At 74.7% G+C, this 19,666-nt stretch carries 15 protein-coding genes and 1 riboswitch; of the genes, 6 read left to right on the top strand and 9 right to left on the bottom strand.

Going from position 1 to position 19,666, the window contains the following annotated elements; genetic code table 11:
• Nucleotides 1–82 precede the first annotated feature (82 nt).
• The 4 genes from ACFYYR_RS14405 to ACFYYR_RS14390 form a co-directional block, all read right to left on the bottom strand.
• A complete protein-coding gene (locus ACFYYR_RS14405) occupies nucleotides 83–1,201 on the bottom strand; it encodes a (2Fe-2S)-binding protein (protein WP_388851732.1) in 1,119 nt (372 codons plus the stop codon).
• On the bottom strand, nucleotides 1,198–2,109 hold the full coding sequence (locus ACFYYR_RS14400; protein ID WP_388851729.1) for an ABC transporter ATP-binding protein: 912 nt from the start codon (nucleotides 2,107–2,109) through the stop codon (nucleotides 1,198–1,200). Before ACFYYR_RS14400 ends, ACFYYR_RS14405 begins: the two co-directional genes overlap by 4 nt.
• Complete coding sequence (locus ACFYYR_RS14395; RefSeq protein WP_388852515.1) at nucleotides 2,106–3,080, bottom strand: FecCD family ABC transporter permease; 975 nt, start codon at nucleotides 3,078–3,080, stop codon at nucleotides 2,106–2,108. Before ACFYYR_RS14395 ends, ACFYYR_RS14400 begins: the two co-directional genes overlap by 4 nt.
• A gap of 76 nt (nucleotides 3,081–3,156) precedes the next feature.
• Entirely contained in the window at nucleotides 3,157–4,155 is a 999-nt protein-coding gene (locus ACFYYR_RS14390) for an ABC transporter substrate-binding protein (protein WP_388851726.1), read from the bottom strand.
• A gap of 34 nt (nucleotides 4,156–4,189) precedes the next feature.
• A riboswitch (cobalamin riboswitch) is annotated at nucleotides 4,190–4,371 on the bottom strand.
• Nucleotides 4,372–4,622: 251 nt separating this feature from the next.
• On the opposite strand from ACFYYR_RS14390, the gene ACFYYR_RS14385 reads away from it, so the two are divergent.
• On the top strand, nucleotides 4,623–6,062 hold the full coding sequence (locus ACFYYR_RS14385; protein ID WP_388851724.1) for an NAD(P)/FAD-dependent oxidoreductase: 1,440 nt from the start codon (nucleotides 4,623–4,625) through the stop codon (nucleotides 6,060–6,062).
• Between the two features lie 81 nt (nucleotides 6,063–6,143).
• Here ACFYYR_RS14385 and ACFYYR_RS14380 read toward each other — a convergent pair whose 3' ends face one another.
• The 3 genes from ACFYYR_RS14380 to ACFYYR_RS14370 form a co-directional block, all read right to left on the bottom strand.
• Nucleotides 6,144–7,478: an NAD(P)/FAD-dependent oxidoreductase gene (locus ACFYYR_RS14380; protein ID WP_388851721.1), complete on the bottom strand. Its 1,335-nt coding sequence runs from the start codon at nucleotides 7,476–7,478 to the stop codon at nucleotides 6,144–6,146.
• Nucleotides 7,475–8,947 carry an NAD(P)/FAD-dependent oxidoreductase gene (locus tag ACFYYR_RS14375; RefSeq protein WP_388851718.1) on the bottom strand — a complete coding sequence of 491 codons (1,473 nt, stop codon included), beginning with the start codon at nucleotides 8,945–8,947 and terminating at the stop codon, nucleotides 7,475–7,477. The genes ACFYYR_RS14380 and ACFYYR_RS14375 overlap by 4 nt, the downstream gene beginning before the upstream one ends.
• 186 nt (nucleotides 8,948–9,133) lie before the next feature.
• Nucleotides 9,134–10,588, bottom strand: a complete 1,455-nt coding sequence (locus ACFYYR_RS14370) for an FGGY family carbohydrate kinase (protein WP_388851715.1) — start codon at nucleotides 10,586–10,588, stop codon at nucleotides 9,134–9,136.
• An 841-nt stretch (nucleotides 10,589–11,429) separates the two neighbouring features.
• Between ACFYYR_RS14370 and ACFYYR_RS14365 the strand changes: the two genes are divergently transcribed.
• Both ACFYYR_RS14365 and ACFYYR_RS14360 read left to right on the top strand, forming a co-directional pair.
• The gene (locus tag ACFYYR_RS14365) at nucleotides 11,430–12,431 is read left to right on the top strand and encodes a hypothetical protein (RefSeq protein ID WP_388851712.1); all 1,002 of its coding nucleotides are present in this window, start codon (nucleotides 11,430–11,432) and stop codon (nucleotides 12,429–12,431) included.
• A 116-nt stretch (nucleotides 12,432–12,547) separates the two neighbouring features.
• Nucleotides 12,548–14,071 (top strand): amino acid permease, encoded by a 1,524-nt coding sequence (locus tag ACFYYR_RS14360; protein ID WP_388851709.1) that lies wholly within the window; start codon nucleotides 12,548–12,550, stop codon nucleotides 14,069–14,071.
• A gap of 80 nt (nucleotides 14,072–14,151) precedes the next feature.
• Here ACFYYR_RS14360 and ACFYYR_RS14355 read toward each other — a convergent pair whose 3' ends face one another.
• On the bottom strand, nucleotides 14,152–15,522 hold the full coding sequence (locus tag ACFYYR_RS14355) for an FAD-dependent monooxygenase (RefSeq protein WP_388851706.1): 1,371 nt from the start codon (nucleotides 15,520–15,522) through the stop codon (nucleotides 14,152–14,154).
• Nucleotides 15,523–15,636: 114 nt separating this feature from the next.
• On the opposite strand from ACFYYR_RS14355, the gene ACFYYR_RS14350 reads away from it, so the two are divergent.
• Nucleotides 15,637–16,353 carry a TetR/AcrR family transcriptional regulator gene (locus tag ACFYYR_RS14350; protein ID WP_388851702.1) on the top strand — a complete coding sequence of 239 codons (717 nt, stop codon included), beginning with the start codon at nucleotides 15,637–15,639 and terminating at the stop codon, nucleotides 16,351–16,353.
• A 12-nt stretch (nucleotides 16,354–16,365) separates the two neighbouring features.
• Here ACFYYR_RS14350 and ACFYYR_RS14345 read toward each other — a convergent pair whose 3' ends face one another.
• A complete protein-coding gene (locus ACFYYR_RS14345; protein ID WP_388851698.1) occupies nucleotides 16,366–17,292 on the bottom strand; it encodes a LysR family transcriptional regulator in 927 nt (308 codons plus the stop codon).
• 98 nt (nucleotides 17,293–17,390) lie between these two features.
• Here ACFYYR_RS14345 and tdh point away from each other — a divergent pair, with 98 nt between their 5' ends.
• Both tdh and ACFYYR_RS14335 read left to right on the top strand, forming a co-directional pair.
• Nucleotides 17,391–18,431 carry an L-threonine 3-dehydrogenase gene (gene tdh, locus ACFYYR_RS14340; RefSeq protein WP_388851695.1) on the top strand — a complete coding sequence of 347 codons (1,041 nt, stop codon included), beginning with the start codon at nucleotides 17,391–17,393 and terminating at the stop codon, nucleotides 18,429–18,431.
• Nucleotides 18,432–18,480: 49 nt separating this feature from the next.
• Nucleotides 18,481–19,662: a glycine C-acetyltransferase gene (locus ACFYYR_RS14335; RefSeq protein WP_388851692.1), complete on the top strand. Its 1,182-nt coding sequence runs from the start codon at nucleotides 18,481–18,483 to the stop codon at nucleotides 19,660–19,662.
• Nucleotides 19,663–19,666 lie beyond the last annotated feature (4 nt).

Here is a 19,666-nt window from a genome sequence, read left to right as displayed (position 1 = left end):
CTGCCGGCCCTCAAGCCCGACCGGGACCCCGCGGCGCAGGCGACGGCGCCCGCCGCGTGGTCCGTGCGTGGTCGGTGCGCGGTCATGTTCCGGCGGCGTACGCACGCAGCCGTTCCGCCCGGCCGGTCAGGCAGCAGCTCGCGCAGCGGACCGCCTCGGCGCTGGTGTAGTACAGACAGCAGGTGCGCCGGAGATAGACGAGTCGCGGGGTTCCGTCGGGCCGCCGCACCTGTGCCACCTCCCCGAGGTGCCCGATGCCGCCGGGCGCGGTCGCACTGAACTCGTCCCAGCGCAGCGCCAGTTCGTCCGGATCGGCCTGCGAGGCACAGAGCGCGGTGGCGCAGCCGTGAGCCACCCCGCCGCGCAACTGGCGCAGCCCGGCCCGGGTGCGCCGGTGCAGGGCATCCGCGAACGGCAGCAAGTGGTCGTCCAGGACGGCCCGGTGGAGCAGCGGCAGGGTGGCGGCCCGGAAGCACGCCGGGCAGGTGGCGGACGTCCGGTCTCCGGCAGACGCGTGAACGTGTCCGCAGGGCGGAGCCGGTGTCACCTCCGCGGACCCCGCACCCGGCCGGGCCGCCGTCGCCGGCCGGGCCGCTGTCGCCGCCCCGGTCAGCATCCGGTTCCGGCGCAGCCACACGCCGCCGATGCCGTGCCCCGACGGCCGCACCAGGACGTTCTCCGCCCGCAGGTCCGGAACCCGTCCGTCCAGGGCCCATTGGAGCACCGCCGCCGCGGTGACCCGGCCCGCGTAGACGGCGATCAGGGTCAGCGCCGCGGCGTGGGCCGTGCGGTGGCCGCTCCCCTCGTACTCGCTGGTCAGCAGCCGGTCCAGCTCCGGGCTCCCGGGGTCCAGCAGCCGGTCCGCGGGCAGCAGGTCCGGGCCGGTGGCCTGCGGGCCGTGGCCCAGGGCGTAGCGCGGGCCGTGCGCGGCCGCTTCCGGAGCCGGCGGACCGGTCATGCCGGCCGTGGCACCGGACGGGGCGTCGGCTCCGGTCATGCCGGTCCCGCGCAGGGCGTCGGCCCCGGTCCGGCCGGCGCCGGCCGGGGCATCGGGCACGGCGGCGTCGGCCGGGTCCCCCGCCGAGGCGTCACTCGCGTCACCGGCAGCACTGACGGCTCCGCCGGGCGCGGCGTCACCGGCGGCTGCCCCAGGCGCGGTGTCACCGGCATCACCGGCGGCCGGCCCGGGCACGGCGCTCACGCCTGCCCGCCCGTGGCAGCCCCCGACGCGGGAGTACGCCGCATACCGGTGACCGGCGCGGCTCTCCCGCCCCGGTCCGTCTCCCGGCCGCCGGCCCGGTGTTCGGCCTCCGGCGGCAGGTAGAGCACCGTCGGTGCGCCGGTCACCGGGTGGACGCCCACCTCCGCGCGCACCCCGTAGACCTCGGCCAGCATGTCCTCCGTCAGCACCTCCGCGGGCGGACCGCAGGCCACCACCCGGCCCTCGGCCAGTACGTGGATCCGGTCGCAGTAGTACGCGGCGAGGTTGAGGTCGTGCAGCGCCAGGAGGTTCGTGGTGCCGAGGGCGCGGACCAGGGAGAGGACCTCCAACTGGTGCCGGATGTCGAGGTGGTTGGTGGGCTCGTCCAGGACGAGCAGCGACGGGTCCTGGGCCAGGGCCCGTGCGACGAGGGCGCGTTGGCGCTCGCCGCCGGAGAGTTCCTCGACGTGCCGGTCCGCCAGGCCGTCCGCGCCTACCCGGGCCAGGGCGTCCCGCACCCGGGCGGTGTCGTCGGCGGTGTCGGTCTCCCAGAAGCGCTTGTGCGGGGACCTGCCCATGGCGACCATGTCGCGGACCGTCAGCCCGAAGACGGCACCGGCGTCCTGGGGAACGGTGGCAATGCGCCGGGCCCGGCGTTTGGTGCCGAGCTCCGCCATGTCCCGGCCGTCGAGGAAGATGCGGCCCGCCGTGGGCCGCAGGGTGCCGTAGACACACCGCAGCAGGGTCGTCTTGCCGCTGCCGTTGGGGCCGACGAGGCCGACGGTCTCCCCCGTGCGGGCCTCGATGTCGACGGAGTCCAGGATGGGACGCCCGTCGGGGGCGCCGCCGACGCGGAAGGAGACGGCCTCGGCCCGCAGTTCCGCGGGCGCCGGAGTCCGGGCGCTCATCCGGTGATCCCTTCGGTACGAGAGGTGCGCCGCAGCAGCCACAGGAAGCAGGGGCCGCCGGCCAGGGCGGTGAGCACGCCCACGGGAACCTCGGCCGGGGCGGCGACGGTCCGGGCCAGCAGATCGGCGAGGACCAGGAAGGCGGCGCCACCGAGGGCCGACACCGGGAGCAGGGCGCGGTGTCCGGCCCCGACGGCCATCCGGGCGGCGTGCGGCACCACCAGGCCGACGAAGCCGATGGCTCCGCTGACGGCCACGAGAACCCCGGTGACCAGCGAGGCGAGGACGAACACCGCCGCCCGGAACCGCCCGGTGTCCAGCCCCAGGACGGTGGCCCCCTCCTCGCCGACGAGTAGCAGGTCGAGCGGCCGGGCCAGCGCCATCAGCACGGCGGTACCGACGGCGAGGGCGACCGCGGGCAGGAGCAGTGCGTCCCAGCGGGCGCCGCCGAGACCGCCGAGGGTCCAGAACAGCACGGCCCGCAGGTGTTCGGCCTCGGCGGCCGTGACGAGCACCAGGCTGGTGAGGGCGGAGAGGATGTACTGCACGGCCACCCCGGCGAGGACCAGCCGGCCGGTGGTCATCGTCCCGCCGCGGCGGGCCATGGCGTAGACGGCGACGAGGGCGCCGAGCGATCCCACGAAGGCACCGGCCGGCAGGGCGAAGGACGTCGCCCCCGCGCCGAGACCGAGCACCACCACGAGCACCGCGCCGGTCGAGGCGCCCGAGGAGATGCCGAGGAGGAAGGGGTCGGCCACCGGGTTGCGGACCAGGGCCTGGAGAACGGTCCCGACGACGGCGAGTCCGGCGCCGACGACGGCGCCGAGCAGGACCCGCGGCAGCCGGACGTCGCGCACGATCGTGGTGAACGGGCCGGCCCCGGTGTCCCCGGCGAGGATGCGCAGCACATCCCCGGCGGGGATCCGGACGGGGCCCAGGGCGAGCCCGGCGACCGCCGCCGCGGCGAACACGGCCGCGAGGCCGGCGAGGACGAGGGAGCAGCGGAGCCGCCCCGCCGGGGTCCGCGGTATTCGGCGGAGCACCGCGCTAACCGCCGTGTCCGGGGTGGAGCTGCCGGGCCAGCGAGTCGACCGCCTCGGGCACCCGCACGCCGAGCACGGCGGAGGACAGCGGCAGCACCGCGAAGCGCTTGTTCCGGATCGCCGGAACGTCGGCGAGCGCCGGGTCGCGGAGCAGCCGCTTCTTCTTGGCCGCCACCGGGGTGCCGCCGTAGTCGTAGATCACGATCACTTCGGGGCGCCGCTGGACGACCTTCTCCCAGGAGACGTCGCCGAAGGTGCGGTCGAGGTCGGCGAAGACGTTCCGGCCGCCGGCGAGGCGGACGATCTCGTTGCCGATGCCCTTGCCGCCCGCGGTGAATGCCGCGCTGTCGCCGCTGTCGTAGACGAGGACGGAGGGCCGGTCCGCGCCCTTCAACCGCTTCGCCGTGGCCGCGAGTTGCTTGTCCTGGCGGGCCAGGAGGGCGTCGGCCCGCTCGGGGACGCCGAAGGTGCGCGCGGTCTCGCGGATCTCCTGACGCAGCCGGTCCACCCGCACCGGACCGCGGCCGCAGCTCTCGATGTTGAGCCGGGTGTGCACCCCGCTCTTCTCCAGCGAACCGCGGTCCCGGCCCTCGCTCCTGTCGAAGGCGCTGGCGTAGCCGCCGTAGACGAAGTCGGGTCCGGCGGCGAGCAGCTTCTCGTACGAGGGGTACTTGTCGGCCAGGACGTCGACGCCCCGGTAGGCGTCCCGGAAGCGGGGCAGCACCCGGTCGTCGAGGTAGGCGGTGCCGGCCAGGCGCTTCTCCAGGCCCAGGGCGAGCATGACCTCGGTGGCGTGCTGGTTCAGGGTGACGGCCCGCTTCGGCGGAGCCGTGAACGTGGTCTTCACACCGCAGTTGGTGACCGTGTACGGGAAGCCCTTCGCGGCGGCGGAACGGCCGGCGGGCCGGTCGTCCGTGGGCGCGAGGCCGCAGCCGGTGAGCGGGAGCAGCAGCAGAGCCGCCGCGATGGTCCGGACGCGCAGTGACCCCGGGAACCGGGACATGGCATGCCTCCTCCGGGGGATCCGCGTCCCCTGGTCGGTGCTGAAGGCGGCAGTCCGGTGTCTGACTCCCGAGGAGCGGCCCGTCCCGGCGCGGTGCGCCGTGCGGCACACCGCCGTTCGAAGCGGCTCCCCGGTCACAGTGGCGGGACCGTGCCGGATTCGCACCGGCTTCCCGGGGTCCGCCGCCTCGTGAACACCCGCATTCTGTCAGAGCGCGATCAGCCCGCCCAGGGCGCGAGCCCGTGAGCTGCGCCGCTCGTTGCCCTGCGGGAACCGCCCCGGTGTGAACCGCCTCCGTGGGGAACCGCGCCCGCCCGGGGTGCGGCAGGCCGGAGCGGTCGCCGTTCCTCCGCCGTCCGGCACCGACGGGGTGTCCGGCCGGCCCGGCACCGACGGGGGTGTTCCGTCCGGCCCGGTACCGCCTACCCTGAACGGTCTGCGACCACCGGGAATGCGGGGCCCCTCGGATGAACCACGGCCGGACCACTCCTCGTACGGCACCCTTGGCGGACGGATTCGTCAACGGCGGCGTCTCCTTCTGGTACCGGGACGGCGGCCCGCCCGGGCGCCGGCCCGCCCTCCCCGGGGACCGCGACTACGACGTGGCGATCGTCGGCGGCGGCTACACCGGCCTGTGGACCGCGTACTACCTCGCGCGGGACCGGCCCGGTCTGCGGATCGCCGTGCTGGAGCGGGAGTTCGCGGGATTCGGCGCCTCCGGGCGGAACGGCGGCTGGCTCTACCACGGCTTCGCCGGGGCCCGGGAGCGCTACGCCGCGCAGCACGGCCGGGCCGCGGTGCGGGAGATGCAGCGCACCCTGTTCCGGTCCGTCGACGAGGTGATCGCCGTGGCGCACACCGAGGGCATCGACGCGGGCATCCACAAGGGCGGCATGCTGCGCGTCGCGGTCGGCCCCGCGCAGCAGGCGCGGCTGCTGGCCGCTGTCGAGGAACAGCGCGACTGGGGCTTCGCCGAGGAGGACCTGCGGCTGCTCGACGCGACGGAACGGGCGGAGCGGGTGGCCGTGGCGGGGGCGTCGGCGGCCGCCTGGACGCCGCACGCCGCCGCCGTCCAGCCCGCGGCGCTGGCCTCGGGGCTGGCACGGGCGGTGGCCGCCCGCGGAGTCGACATCCTGGAGGGCACCACGGTCACCGAGATCCTCCCCCGCAACGCCGGAGGGCGGGCCGTCGCCCGCACCGACCGGGGCAGGGTGACCGCCGACTATGTGATCCGGGCGACGGAGGGGTTCAGCGCGAGCATCGCCGGACTGCGCCGTCAGTGGCTGCCGATGAACAGCTCGATGATCGTCACCGAGCCGCTGCCCGACACGGTGTGGGAGCGGATCGGCTGGCGGAACCGGGAGGTGCTCGGCGACACGGCCCACGCCTACATCTACGCCCAGCGCACCGCGGACGGCCGGATCGCCCTCGGCGGCCGGGGAGTTCCGTACCGCTTCGGTTCGCGCACGGACACCGGGGGCGTCACCCGGCCGCAGACCGTGGACGCCCTGTGGCGCGCGCTCGTCACGCTCTTCCCGCCCGCCGCGGACTCCGCGGTGGAGCACGCCTGGTGCGGTGTCCTGGGCGTGCCGCGGGACTGGTGTTCCACGGTCCGGCTGGACCACACCACCGGTCTGGGCTGGGCCGGAGGGTACGTGGGCAGTGGGGTGACGACGTCCAACCTGGCGGGCCGCACGCTGCGGGACCTCCTGCTGCGGCAGGACACCGAACTGACCGCGCTGCCCTGGGTCGGGCGGCAGGTGCGGCCCTGGGAGCCGGAGCCGCTGCGGTGGGCGGGGGTTCATCTGATCCACGCCCTGTTCCGGGCCGCGGACCGGCGGGAGAGCGCCGGCCTGGCGCACACCTCCGCGTTCGCCCGGCTGGCGGGGGTCATCTCGGGGCGGTGAGCGGTGCCGGGCGGCCGGGCGGGGCCGTCTCCGAAGGCAGACGCCGCCTCGGTCTCCCGTCCGTCCCCCGCAGGCCACCGTTCACGCGACGGAGACGAGCACCGGGCCCCCGTGGGCCGCGGCCCGTGCGCACCATGCCGCGGAGAGCCGCACCGGCCGTCCGGGCACGGCGGTCTCCCACACCCGCTGCCGGTGCAGCGTCCGGCCGTCCTGCCGGACGATCAGCCGTGGCCGGACGAGCACTTCCGCCGGTTCCAGGCTGAACCTCCCGTGCGCGGCAAGGGAGTTCACGGGGCCGATCCGGTCGGGGGTGACCCAGGCGAGCGGTGCCTCGGCCAGCACGGGCACCGGGGCGGGCGGCCACCCCCCGCCGGCCAGGTGGCGCAGCACGGGCTCCGCGACGAGCGCGCCGTCCCGGGCGGCGGTACCGGCGGACTCGCCGGGGCGCAGCAGCGTGCCCACCGCGAAGACCTTGGGCTCGGAGGTGCGGAACGCGGTGTCGGCGGACGGCCCGCGGGAGCCGGGTGCGAGGGATATGCCGCCGGTGCGGGCGAGTTCGTGGTCGGGGATCCAGTCGCCGGTGAACACCACCGTGTCGCAGCGGAGCGTCATGGCCCGGCCGTCGCGGTGCCGGAGCCCGACGGCCTCCACCCGGTCCCGGCCGTGGAGTCCGGTCACCGTGGTGTCCGCGAGCAGCGGGATCCCCCGGTCCGGAAGGGCGGGGAGGGTCTGTGCCCAGGAGGACCGGTGGCGCGGCAGGCCGGTGACGAGCGCGGCCACCTCGGTCCCGGCCCGGCCCAGGGCGAGCGCCGTGGCACGGCCGGACGGCCCGGCGCCGACGACGACGGCGCGGCGGCCGACCGTGCCGCGATGTCCACCGTGCGGGGACCGCAGTCCACCGTGCAGGGACCGCAGGACCTGGCCGTTGGTGAGGACGCCCGCGGGGCGGGTGCCGGGCACCAGCCGTGCGCTGCGGGGCCGTTCCCGGGCACCGGTGGCGAGGACGACGGCCCGTGCCGTGAGGCGTTCGAGTCCGGCCGGGCCGGTGACGGCCGCGGTGAGCGGGCCCGCCCAGCCGGTGACGCCGGCCCCGGTGCGCAGGACGGCGCCGGCGCGTACGGCCGCGTCGGCCAGGTGCCGGGCGTAGTCCGGGCCGGTCAGCAGCCGGTGCAGGTCGCTCACGCCGAACCCGCGGTGAGGGCAGTGGCGGGTGAGCCCACCTGCGTACGGCTCCCGGTCGACGACCTCCACCCGTCCGGCGCCCGCGGCGGCGAGCCGGGCGGCCGCGGTCAGCCCGGCCGGCCCGGCGCCGATGACCAGGACGTCGACGCTGCGCCGGAGCGGACCGGCGGCGGTGGGCGACACTCCGGCGATGGGTGACGCTCCGGCAAGGGCGGGAGGCGGGTCGGCCGTCATGACGGGGTCCTCGTTCGCGGGGAGTCCGGGGAGTCCGGAGAGGCGGGGACGGCGGGGACTGCGCCCGGGCCGCCGCCCCGGGCGAACAGCGCGTGCACGGCGGCGCCGCAGTGGTAGCCCTGGCACCTGCCGCTCATGGCCCGGGTGCGGCGCCGGAGCCCGGCGACCGAGCCGGGCGGGACCGTCCCTGCGAGGGCGTCGCGGATCTCGCCCCGGGACACCCGCTCGCAGTGGCAGACCAGGGTGCCGTACTCCGGGTCGGCGGCGATCAGTTCGGCGCGCTGGTACGGGCGGGGGAAGGCCTCGCCGATGTTCGGCATCCGCAGCGGCGCCGGCTCGTGGGCGGTGCCCAGGCCCAGGCCGGTCGCGGCGAGCAGTTCCACCACGTGCGCGGCGATCGCCATCGAGGCGGTGAGGCCGGTGGAGCGGATGCCGCCGACGGTGACCCGGCGCTCCCCGGGGTGCGCCCGGATCCGGTAGTCCTCCTGCCCGGTGGCGGCGCGCAGTCCGGCGTAGACCGCGGTGATCTCCTCGTCGAGCAGGGCGGGCAGGATCCGTGCGCCGCGCTCCCGCAGGAACGCCAGCCCGTCGGCCGACGTTCCGGTGGCCGTCTTGTCGTCGAGGTCCTCCGCGGTCGGTCCCAGCAGGACGTTGCCGTACACGGTCGGCGTGACCAGCACCCCCTTGCCGCGTGCGGTGGGCACGGGCAGCAGGATGTGGTCGACGAGGGCGCGGGCGAACGTGTCGAACACCATGAGCTGGCCGCGCCGCGGCGTCACGGTGAAGTCGTCGTGGCCGCACATCCGGTCGATGGCGTCGGCGTGCAGACCGGCGGCGTTGACCAGATGGCGGGTGCGCAGCACCCCGCGCGCGGTGCCGAGTTCCTGGTGGCCCGCGGTGCTCGTGGTGACCGTGTCCACCCGGCAGTTGAGGTGCAGACCGGCTCCGCTGCGGACGGCCTGGGTGGCGTAGGCGAGCGTCGTCGTCCAGGGGCAGATGATGCTCTCGCCGGGCACGTCCAGGGCACCGAGGGCTCCCGGCCCGAGGTGCGGCTCGCGGCGGCGCAGTTCCTCCGCGCCGATGAGCCGGGTGTCGTGGCAGCCGTTGCGCGCGGCCTTGGCGGCGAGTGCGGGCAGCGCGGCGAGCTGCTCGTCGTCCCAGGCGACGAGCAGGGCACCGAGCCGCTCCACCGGGATGCCGACCTCCGCGGCGTATCCGGTCAGCCGCCGGTGGCCGTCGCGGACCAGCCGGGCCTCCAGGGTGCCGGGGGTGGCGTCGAACCCGGTGTGCAGGATGGCGGTGTTGGCCTTCGAGGTGCCATTGCCGATGTCGTCCGAGGCCTCGACGACGGCGATGCGCAGCCGGTAGCGGGCCAGTTCACGGGCGATGGCCGCGCCGACCACTCCGGCGCCGATGATGACCACGTCGTGCACCTCGTCCGGCAGCGGGCCGGTGGTCGTCACGCTCATGCGCGTCCTTTGCTCAGCGAGGCTGCGATCGGAGGGCTGCGATCGGGTGGGCTGTTTCCAGGGGCCGCGTTCCGCGGGGAGCCGGCTGCTCCGGCGGTTCGGCGGGGTGGTCCGCGGCGGACCCGTCGGGCTTCCGGTGCGCTGGCTTGCGTTGACGGACTTCCCCCCGGTGGCGAGCGCGGCGGGTCAGTGCGGTGCGGCGGGTGGTGCGGGGCCGTCCAGCAGTGCGGCCACCGCCGCCCGGAAGGCGCTCCGGCGTTCGGCGGCCCGGTCGGCGCCGATCCGTGGTGCGTAGACGGTGGCCGGTGCCCGCCGCGGGAGGGCCCGGTGGAGTGGCAGGCCCGGCTCCAGTCCCATCCGGGCGACCGCCCCCACGCCCAGCGCCGTCACATCCGGCACGGCGGACACCTCGACGGGGAGTTGCAGCAGGTCGGCCTGGGTCTGCATGAGCAACGCGGAGCGGGTGAGGCCGCCGTCGACCCGCAGGGCGTCCAGGGGTGTTCCCCGGTCGGCGGCGACGGCGTCGGCGAGCTCGGCGACCTGCGCGGCGATCCCTTCGCAGAGTGCGCGCACCAGATGCCCGGCGGTGGTGTCCAGGCCGAGGCCGGTCACCGAGCCCCGCACGTCGCTGCGCCACCAGGGCGCCGCGAGTCCGGCGAGGGCCGGGACGAAGGTGACGCCGCCGGTGTCCGGTACGGCGGAGCCGACCGGGTCGAGGTCCCCGGCTCCGGAGACGACGCCGAGGTCGGTGAGCCAGCGGACCGCGGAGGCCGCGGTGCAGACCTGCCCGTCGAGGCAGTACTCGGTGCGCCCGCCGAGCCGCCAGGCGACACAGCTGACCAGGCCGCCGGTGCCCCGGCTGGGGCGGGGGCCGGTCGGCGCCAGCAGGAACGCCCCGGTGCCGTAAGTGCACTTGGCCGTGGACGGTCCGGTCACGTGCTGGGCGAGCAGCGCCGCCTGCTGGTCGACGAGCAGCCCGGTGAGCGGTATCTCGGCGCCGAACGCGGTGGTGGTGCCGACGGGGCCGTCCGCGTCGACGATCCGCGGCAGCCGCTCGCCGGCGAGCCCGAAGATGTCCAGGGCCTCCGGTGACCAGTCGACGCGGTCGAGGTCGAGGAGCTGGGTGCGGCCCGCGGTGGCGGCGTCCGTCACGAACGCGCCGGTCAGCTGGTGGATCAGCCACACGTCGCTGGTGGTGACGGTGCCCGCGCGGGTCAGGCTGCGACGGATCCAGGCCATCTTCGGCCCGGCGAAGTACGGGTCGAGGGGCAGTCCGGTGCGGGCGCGCAGCGACTCGGCGTGCTCCGCGAGGTCGTGGCAGACGGTCTCCGCGCGGCGGTCCTGCCAGACGACGGCGTCGGTGAGCGGGGTGCCGGTGGCGGGGTCCCAGGCCAGCACCGTCTCCCCCTGGTTGGCCAGGCCGACCGCGTCGACCGGTTCGCCGGCGTCCGCCAGGGCCCGCCGCCCGGCGTCGACGACGGAGGAGAGCAGCTCGGCCGGGTCGGCCTCGACCACGCCGCCGGGCCGGTGGCGGGGCCGCACCGGGGCCGCACCGCTGCCGATCACCCCGCGCTCCGGGCAGAGGACGAGTGCCTTCGTGCCCGAGGTGCCCTGGTCGACGGCGAGGACGCGCCCGGTCATCGGGGCTCCCCGGCGCCGCGGTTCGCGCACCGCGGTAACGCGCCGGGCTCGGCGGAGGTCCCCGGTGGGGCCGTTGCGGTCGCTGTGCGGGGACGGAGCTCGGCAGCCGGCATGGTTCGCTTCTTCTTCTCTCGGAATTCCCTGGCGGAATTCCCCTGGCGGGTCTCTCGGATGCGTCCGGCGGCAGACGTGTGCGTTCCCGAGGCGCCGTGAGAGGCGCCCACGACCGGATCACCGCAAGCGTGGATCAGCTCCCGGAGCGGCGTCAAGGACGCCCCGTCCCCGCGCCGATGGCCCGCCGGTGCCCGCAATGCACGCCGGTCGGGGCGGCGTTGACGGCGCTGCGAAATGGTTCCACAGCGAAGATATCGATGAAGATCACTAAGGCTCCCCCGCACTGGTGAACGGACCTACACTGACCGCCGTGCAACAGCAGGACGCCAGCGGGGCGGTTCGGCCTCCCGGGTCCACGGCGGCAGTGCCGGGGGCGCCGGGCACCGGATCCGTCCCACCCCCACACCGTCCCTGAGGGCCCATGACGATCGCACCGCCGACCGACCGCAGCAGTGGATTAGCGGACCGCCCCGACCTGTTCAGGCCTCCGGCCGGGGGCGGACGCCGCCCCCGGGCCGCCTGCCCGGCGCCGCGGGGAGCGGCCCCGTCCTCCGGCCCGCCGGGGACCGCGGCCGACAGACCTCCGCCGCGCCCCGGGCCGGCGCGCGGGGCGGGGCGCTCCCGGCCCCTGAGCGCCGGGCGCTGCCCGGCGGCGCGCATCTCCGGCGGTGGACACCGGTGCTGAGCCCGCGCGGCACAGCGGCCCGCACGGGAAGGGCGCAGGCGGATGCCCGAGGGTGAGTTCCGTCCGGTGTACCACCCGGCCGGCCACGACACCGCGCTCCGGGTCGCCATGGACGACCTCCGCGCCGGGCGCTGGCTGTCGATGCGGAATCTGCTGGCCGACACGCCCACCTGGGCCCTGTGGACGCAGCGGACCCAGGTCCTGGCCGCCGGAGCCGCCGGGTCCGATGTGGTGCAGGCGTGGCGCTCGGAGGAACCGCGCAGCGTCGCCGCGGCGGTGATGCAGGCCCGGGTGGCGGTGGAGCGGACGCTCCGCGCCCACCGGGAGGGCCATCCGCGCACCGGCGAGCTGTGGCAGGAGGCCTGGGAGAGCTGCCGGGTGACGGCGCACACCGCGCCGGACGACCCGGTGCCCTGGGTGTGCCTGCTGGCCCTGGCACGGCTCGATCCGGAGCAGCAGTCGCCGGAGCACCGCGTTCCGCCGCCGGGCCCGATGCTCTTCCCGGGCCCCTGGGGGCTGTTGGCGGAGGCCGGCCGGCGCGACCCGGGCAACCGGGAGGCGCACCACCGGATGCTGCAGTTCTACTGCGTGCGGCAGGCGCACCGTTCGCTGTCGGAGGCGGTCGCGTTCGCCCAGTGGGCGGCCTCCTCCGCTCCCGAGGGATCGCCGTTGCTGGCGCTGCCGCTGTACGTCCGGGTCGAGCGCTACCGGATGGAACAGGGCCACGAGAAGGCGCTCGATCTCCACTGGGTCGCGGAGGACGCGACCCGGGACGCCCGACGGGCCCTGCACGGCTGGTTCGACCGGACGACGCCGGAAGCCTGCTCCCTGCTGGATCTCAACCATCTCGCCCACGCCCTGTGGGGCGCCCTGCAATTCGGTGACGCGGCCCGGGTGTTCCACGCACTGGGGCCCTACTGCACCGCCCTGCCCTGGGCGTACCGCACTCCGGAGCCGGGCGGTACCGAGCCCGCTCAGGAGCTGTTCCTCCGGGCCCGCGCCCGCTGCCTCGCTGCCGGCGGCGCCCCGGATCCGCACCGATGAACCGCCGGCCCGCCCCCGACGGGCCCGGCCCACGGGCTGCGGACTCCCCGACGGCCCCGCGCTCCGGCCGGGTCCACCGGCCCGGCCCCATCCCACCGACCCACGGAGGTGCACCGATGCCGCGCACGGCATGGTCAGCCACGGACCAGGCCCCGCAGCGGGACGAGGAACAACGGCTGCGGGAGCTCGGCTACCAGCCGGTTCTGGCCCGCCGCATGGGAGGCTTCGGCAACTTCGCCATCAGCTTCTCCGTCATCTCGATCCTGTCCGGCTGCATGACGCTCTACGGCTTCGGGCTGAACACCGGCGGCCCGGCGGTGATGCTGTGGGGCTGGGCGGGCGTCGGGATCTTCGTGCTGTTCGTGGGCCTGGCGCTGGCCGAGGTGACCAGCGCGTACCCGACGTCCGGCGCGCTCTACTACATGGCGGACCGGCTCGGCGGCCGCACCTGGGGCTGGTACACCGGCTGGCTCAACCTGCTCGGGCTGCTGGGCGCGATCGCCGCGATCGACTACGGCGCGGCGCTGTTCACCGGCGCGCTGCTGAACCTCCAGTGGGGCTTCGATCCCACCCCGGGGTCGACCATGGTCGTCTTCATCTGCATCCTGCTGCTGCACGCCGTGCTGAACCTCTTCGGGGTGCGGCTGGTCAGCGTGCTGAACTCGATCAGCGTGTGGTGGCACCTGGCCGGTGTCGCGGTGATCGTCGGCGCGCTGGTGATCGTGCCGTCGCACCACCGGTCGCCGGAGTTCGTGTTCACCGAGTTCGTCAACGACACGGGCTGGTCCAACCCGGTCTACGTCGCGGCGATCGGGCTGCTCCTGGCGCAGTACACCTTCTCCGGCTACGACGCGTCGGCGCACCTGTCGGAGGAGACGTCCAACGCGTCGGTCTCCGCCGCCCGCGGCATCGTGCGCGCCATCTGGGTGTCGTGGATCGCGGGGTTCGTGCTGCTGGCGGGGCTGACGTTCGCCATCCAGGACTACGCCGGGACGCAGAACAGCGAGACCGGCGTACCGCCCGCGCAGATCCTGCTCGACGCCCTCGGCACCGGCGGCGCCACCGCCCTGCTGCTGCTCGTCATCGTGGCGCAGCTGTTCTGCGGCAACGCGGAGGTGGCGGCGGCCAGCCGGATGGTGTTCGCCTTCAGCCGGGACAACGCGCTGCCGGGCTCGGCCCTCTGGCGGCGGGTCAGCGGGCGCACCCAGACCCCGGTCCTCGCGGTGTGGCTGTCGGTCTCGGTGGCCTGCCTGCTCGCCCTGCCGTCGCTGTACTCGGCCACCGCCTACGGCGCGGTGACGGCGATCAACGTCATCGGCATCACCCCGGCCTATGCGATCCCCATCTTCCTGAAGCTGCGCGCCGGGGACCGGTTCGTGCCGGGACCCTGGCATCTGGGCCGGTGGAGCAGGCCGGTGGGCTGGGTGGCCGTGGTGTGGGTGGCGTTCGTGACGGTGCTGTTCTGTCTGCCGCAGTCCGCGCCGGTGACGGTCGCGTCGATGAACTACGCCTCGATCGCGCTGGCCGTGGTGCTGGTGCTCGCCACCGTGTGGTGGTTCCTGGCTCGCCGCTCGTACGGCACCCCGGCCGCCTACGGAACCAGCCGCGAGCAGGCGGAGATCGCGGAGGGCATCGTCTGAGACCGCCGGGCGGAGACGGGTCCAGGGGCGTCACCAGCCCCTCTCCCCCGTCTCCGCTGCCGGAGTCCGGACGTGCCCCGTCACGACGTCGGCAGATGGCCGCCGGCCGGGCCGCTCGCGGTGGCACCGTCGGCGGGGAGGCTCCCGCGGCCGGGCGGGGCTCCGTACTCGGTCCGGGCTTCGTGACCGGGCAGGGCTCGGCAGACGTTCGGCACTCGGTAGCCGTTCAGGGCTCCGCAGTCGTTCACGGCTCCGCAGTCGTTCAGGGCTCCGCAGTCGTTCAGGGCTCCGTAGTCGGGGAGGTCGAGGGAGCTGACCCGCTTCCCCTGCCGCAGCATCCAGTTCAGGACGGAGCGCCGGCTCAGCAGGGTGTTGCGCAGCCGGATGCCCGCCGCGGTCCGGGGCGCGAGGAAGGGGCCGGCCCGGTCGCCGCCCTCCTGACAGCGCCGGGCGTAGGCGCGCAGCCGGTTCTCGTACCGGGTGAAGGCCGTGCGGTGGTCGCCGCCGGCCAGCGCGAGTTCACCCGCCAGCACATGGGCGGCCACCACGGCGGTCCCGGTGCCCATGCCGCCGAGGGTGGCGCCGCAGGCCGCGTCCCCGACGAGACAGATCCGCCCGGTGGACCAGGTGTCCATGTCCACCCGGCTGATCGAGTCGAAGTACAGCTCGGGCGCCTCCCGCAGCGCGGCCAGGAGCCGCGGCACCTCCCACCCCAGACCCGCGAACGCCTCGGCGATCAGGGCCTTCTGCCGGCCGGGGTCGTGCCGGTGCCCGGCGAGCCGGGGTGCGGCGAAGACGACGAAGGCGCCGGCCCGCCCCGGCTCACGGTGGTGGCCGCCGGCACTGGCGAGCCGGCCCGGCACATTGAGGCCCACCGACCCCGGGCCGGGGTGCGGCCAGTCGGGCACCGGCCAGGTGGCGGCGTGGTACCCGAGGTGCCGGACGTACCGCTCCTCGGGTCCGAAGGCGAGCCGGCGCACCCGGGAGTGCAGCCCGTCCGCCCCGATGACCAGGTCGAACCGGCGCGGCGCGGCGTGCCGGAAGCGGACGTCCACCCCGTCCGCGGTCTCGGTGAGACCGGTGACCGTGTCACCGAAGAGGTACGCGGTGGCCGGCAGGCTGTGCTCGTACAGCACCCGGGACAGGTCGCCGCGGAGCACTTCGAGGTCGCCTCCGGCGAACTCGGCCGGGAGGTGCAGCCGTTGCCGGCCGCTCTCGTCGACGAAGCACATCGGGCTGCCGCCGGTCCGGATGCGGCGCAGCGCGGGCAGCACCCCCATGCGATCCAGCACGGTGAGCTGGGTCGCGCCGCGGAAGTCGACGGCCTGCCCGCCGCCGCGCAGCGCGGGCGCCACCTCGACCACCGTGGGCCGGAATCCGTACCGGCCCAGCCAGTGGGCCAGCGCCGGACCGGCGATGCCCGCGCCGGAGATCAGAACGGTCCCCCTCATGCACACCACTCCCCCATAACTGTGTCCCAAGGACACTGATTCTTGTTGTGTACGGTAGACACAGTTTCTGTGCGAGGCAACACCGACGACAGGACTCCGGGACGGGAGCGGCGGATGAACGACGACCTGAGCGAGGGCGTACGACTGCTCTGGGGGCCCCGCCCCAAGCCCTCACGGGGCCCGAAACCGGCCCTCAGCCTGGACCGCATCGCCCGCGCCGGAGTGGAACTCGCGGACCGGGAGGGGCTGTCCGCGGTGTCGATGCAACGGGTCGCCGGGCTGCTCGACTTCACCAAGATGTCGCTCTACCGGTACGTGCCGGGCAAGGCGGAGCTGATCGCCCTGATGGTGGAGAGCGCGATCGGCACCGCACCGCCCCAGGACCGCCCGGACAGCGGCTGGCGGGAGCGCCTCGGCGACTGGGCCCACGGACTGGCCGCCGTCTTCCGGGAGCACCCCTGGCTGCTGGACGCCACCGTCGGCCCGCGGGTCATGGGCCCCGGGGAACTGGCCTGGATGGAACGGGCGATCGCCGCCCTGGACGGCACCGGCCTCACCGGCGCCGAACGGATGGACGCGGTCGTCCTGCTCTCCGGTCACGTCCGCGGCATCGCCCAGCAGGCGCGCGCCGCGGGGCCGGACGGAGCCCCGGAGGCCCGGCTCGCCACCCTGCTCGGCGCGTTGATGCGGGACCACGGCGAGGACTACCCGGCCCTCACCGCCGCACTGGCCTCGGTGTCGGGGCCCGGGGAGCGCGACCAGGCACTGGAGTTCGGACTCCGGCGCATCCTGGACGGCCTGGGGGTGCTGATCGCCGAACGCTCGGGGTGACCACCCGGCGGATCAGCCGCCCTCATCGGCCCGGAAGCCTGCCTCGGCCTGGGTCCGCAGCTCCGCCAGGGCGAGTTCCAGCAGCGGATGCGTCTCGCTGCCCCGGCGGACGGCGGTGAACACCCGGCGTATCGGCGGGCGGCCGCCGACCGGCCGGACCACAGCGCCGTAGCGGTCGATGCCGCGCAGCGCCGACCGGGGCACCAGCGCGACCCCCGACCCCACCGCGACCAGCGCGCAGACGGCGCGGAAGTCGTCGGACACGCACTCCACACGAGGGGTGAAACCCGCCTCCTCACAGGCGTGCAGCACCACGTCGTGGACCGGGTTCCCCGGCCACGGAGTGATCCACGGGTCGCCGGAGAGCGCGGCCAGCCCGATCTCCGACGCGCGCCCCGCGGGGTGGCCGGGCGGCAGCACGACGTCGAAGGGCTCGGCGTAGAGCGACTGGCGCAGGACCTGGTCCTCACCGGGAGCGAGCGTGTCCCGGTGCTGCACCGCCACCGCGACGTCCACCTCACCGTCCACGAGCAGCCGCAGACTGGCGTGGCCCTCGGCGTCCCGGACGCGGATGTGCACCCCCGGGGCCCGGTCCCGGAGGGCGGCCACCGCCGGGGTCACCACCTCGGTGATCGCGGTGGCGAACGCCGCGACCGTCACCTCCCCGGCGACCCCCTCGGACACGGCGGCCAGATCGGCTTCGGCCCGCTCCAGCTGTTCGGCGATCCGTCCCGCGTGGGCCGCGAGAATCGTGCCGGTCGCCGTCAGGCCGACGGCCCGTCCGCGCCGCTCCAGCAGGCTGTGGCCGACCTCGGCCTCCAGTGCGGCGAGCTGCTGGGAGACCGCGGACGGCGACAGATAGAGGGCCTGCGCGGCCGCCGTCACGGTGCCGTGGTCGGCGAGGGCGCGCAGCACACGGAGTCTGCGGGGGTCGATCACGGGTCCATCATCCCAGAGCCCTGTGAAGTTTTCCTTCACAGGATGCCTGAGATAATAGCGATGGACTTCACAGAGCCGGGTCAGCAGAGTAAGCACTTGTGAAAGCACTGATGAAGACGACAGCCGGACCCGGCCTGGCACTCACCGACGTGCCCACTCCCGAGGTGGGTCCGGAGGACGTACTGATCAAGGTGCTCCGGACCGGGATCTGCGGCACGGACCTGCACATCGACAGCTGGGACGACTGGGCGGCACGCACCGTGAGTGCCCCCCGGGTGCTCGGCCACGAATTCGTCGGCGAGGTCGTCCGCACCGGCTCCGCCGTGAAGGACGTGAAGCCCGGCGACACCGTCAGCGGCGAAGGCCACCTGGTGTGCGGCAAGTGCCGCAACTGCATGGGCGGCCGGCGGCACCTGTGCATCCGCACCATCGGCCTGGGCGTGCACACCGACGGGGCCTTCGCCGAGTACGTGAAGCTCCCCGAGTCCAACGTCTGGGTGCACCGGCACGAGGTGGACCCGGACATCGCCGCGATCTTCGACCCGTTCGGCAACGCGGTCCACACCGCCCTGTCGTTCCCCGTGCTCAACGAGGACGTGCTGATCACCGGCGCCGGGCCCATCGGGATGATGGCCGCCGCGGTCGCCCGGCACGCCGGGGCCCGCAATGTGGTGATCACCGACGTCAGCGACCACCGGCTGGACCTGGTCCGCAAGCTGTGTCCGGTCACGACGGTCAACGTGGGCGCCACGCGCATCACCGACGTCATGCCCCAGCTCGGCATGAGCGAGGGCTTCGACATCGGCATGGAGATGTCGGGCCGGGCCGACGCCCTCGGCGACATGGTCGCCGCGATGAGCCCGGGCGGCCGCATCGCCGTACTGGGGCTGCCCGCCGAGCAGGTGTCGCTCGACATGGCGACCGTCGTCACCCGCATGCTGACCCTGCGCGGCATCTACGGCCGCGAGATGTACGAGACCTGGTACGCCATGTCCGTCATGCTGCAGAGCGGCCTCGACCTGTCGCCGCTCATCACCCACCGGTTCGGCTTCGAGCAGCACGCGGAGGCGTTCGCGACGGCGCGCTCCGGCCAGTGCGGCAAGGTCGTCATCGACTGGACGCGCCCCGTCCTCCCCTAAAGGGTCCTTGACTCCAGCAGCCATCCACCACGCATCCGAGGAGCCCCCCGTGTTCGACAGCATGCGCGACAGTCTGCGCGCCGAGCTGGACCAGATCCGCGAGGCCGGGCTGTACAAGCCCGAGCGCGTCATCTCCAGCCCGCAGACGGCGAGCATCACCGTCGGCGACGGCACGGTCGTCAACTTCTGTTCCAACAACTACCTCGACCTCGCCGACCACCCCGAGGTGATCGCCGCCGCGAAGCAGGCGCTCGACGACTGGGGCTTCGGCATGGCCTCGGTCCGCTTCATCTGCGGCACGCAGGAGCCGCACAAGGAACTCGAGGCCCGGATCTCGCAGTTCCTCGGCATGGAGGACACGATCCTCTACAGCTCCTGCTTCGACGCCAACGGCGGAGTGTTCGAGACGCTGCTCGCCGCGCAGGACTGCGTCATCTCCGACGAGCTGAACCACGCGAGCATCATCGACGGGATCCGGCTCTCCAAGGCCGCCCGGTTCCGCTACCGCAACCGCGACATGGCCGACCTGGAGCGCTGCCTCAAGGAGGCCGGCGACGCCCGGCACAAGCTGATCGTCACCGACGGCGTGTTCTCCATGGACGGGTACATCGCGCCGCTGGACGAGATCTGCGACCTCGCCGACCGCTACAACGCCCTGGTCATGGTGGACGATTCGCACGCCGTCGGCTTCACCGGCGAGGGCGGGCGCGGCACCCCGGCGCTCTTCGGCGTCACCGACCGGGTGGACATCATCACCGGCACCCTCGGCAAGGCGCTCGGCGGCGCCAGCGGCGGCTACGTCGCCGCGCGGGCCGAGATCGTGGAACTGCTCCGGCAGCGCTCCCGCCCGTACCTCTTCTCCAACTCGCTGGCCCCGTCCATCGTCGGCGCCTCGCTGAAGGTGCTCGACCTGCTGGCGGCCTCCGACGACCGCCGGGCGCGGCTGCAGGAGAACACCAAGCTGTTCCGCAGCGAGATGTCGGCCGCGGGCTTCGACATCCTGCCCGGCGAGCACCCCATCACCCCGGTCATGATCGGCGATGCCGCGCTGGCCGGACGCATGGCGGCGGCGCTGCTGGAGCGGGGGATCTATGTGATCGCCTTCTCCTACCCGGTGGTTCCGCAGGGCAAGGCGCGCATCCGGGTCCAGCTGTCGGCCGCGCACTCGCCGGAGGACGTCCGGCGCGCGGTCGCGGCGTTCCGCGAGGTCCGCGACGAGCTCACCGCCTGACCGG

This window comes from Streptomyces sp. NPDC001922, from assembly GCF_042891165.1.
GTDB lineage: Bacteria > Actinomycetota > Actinomycetes > Streptomycetales > Streptomycetaceae > Streptomyces.
The sequence above is the reverse complement of the archived record's forward strand: the minus strand, read 5'-3'. Positions and strand labels throughout refer to the sequence as shown.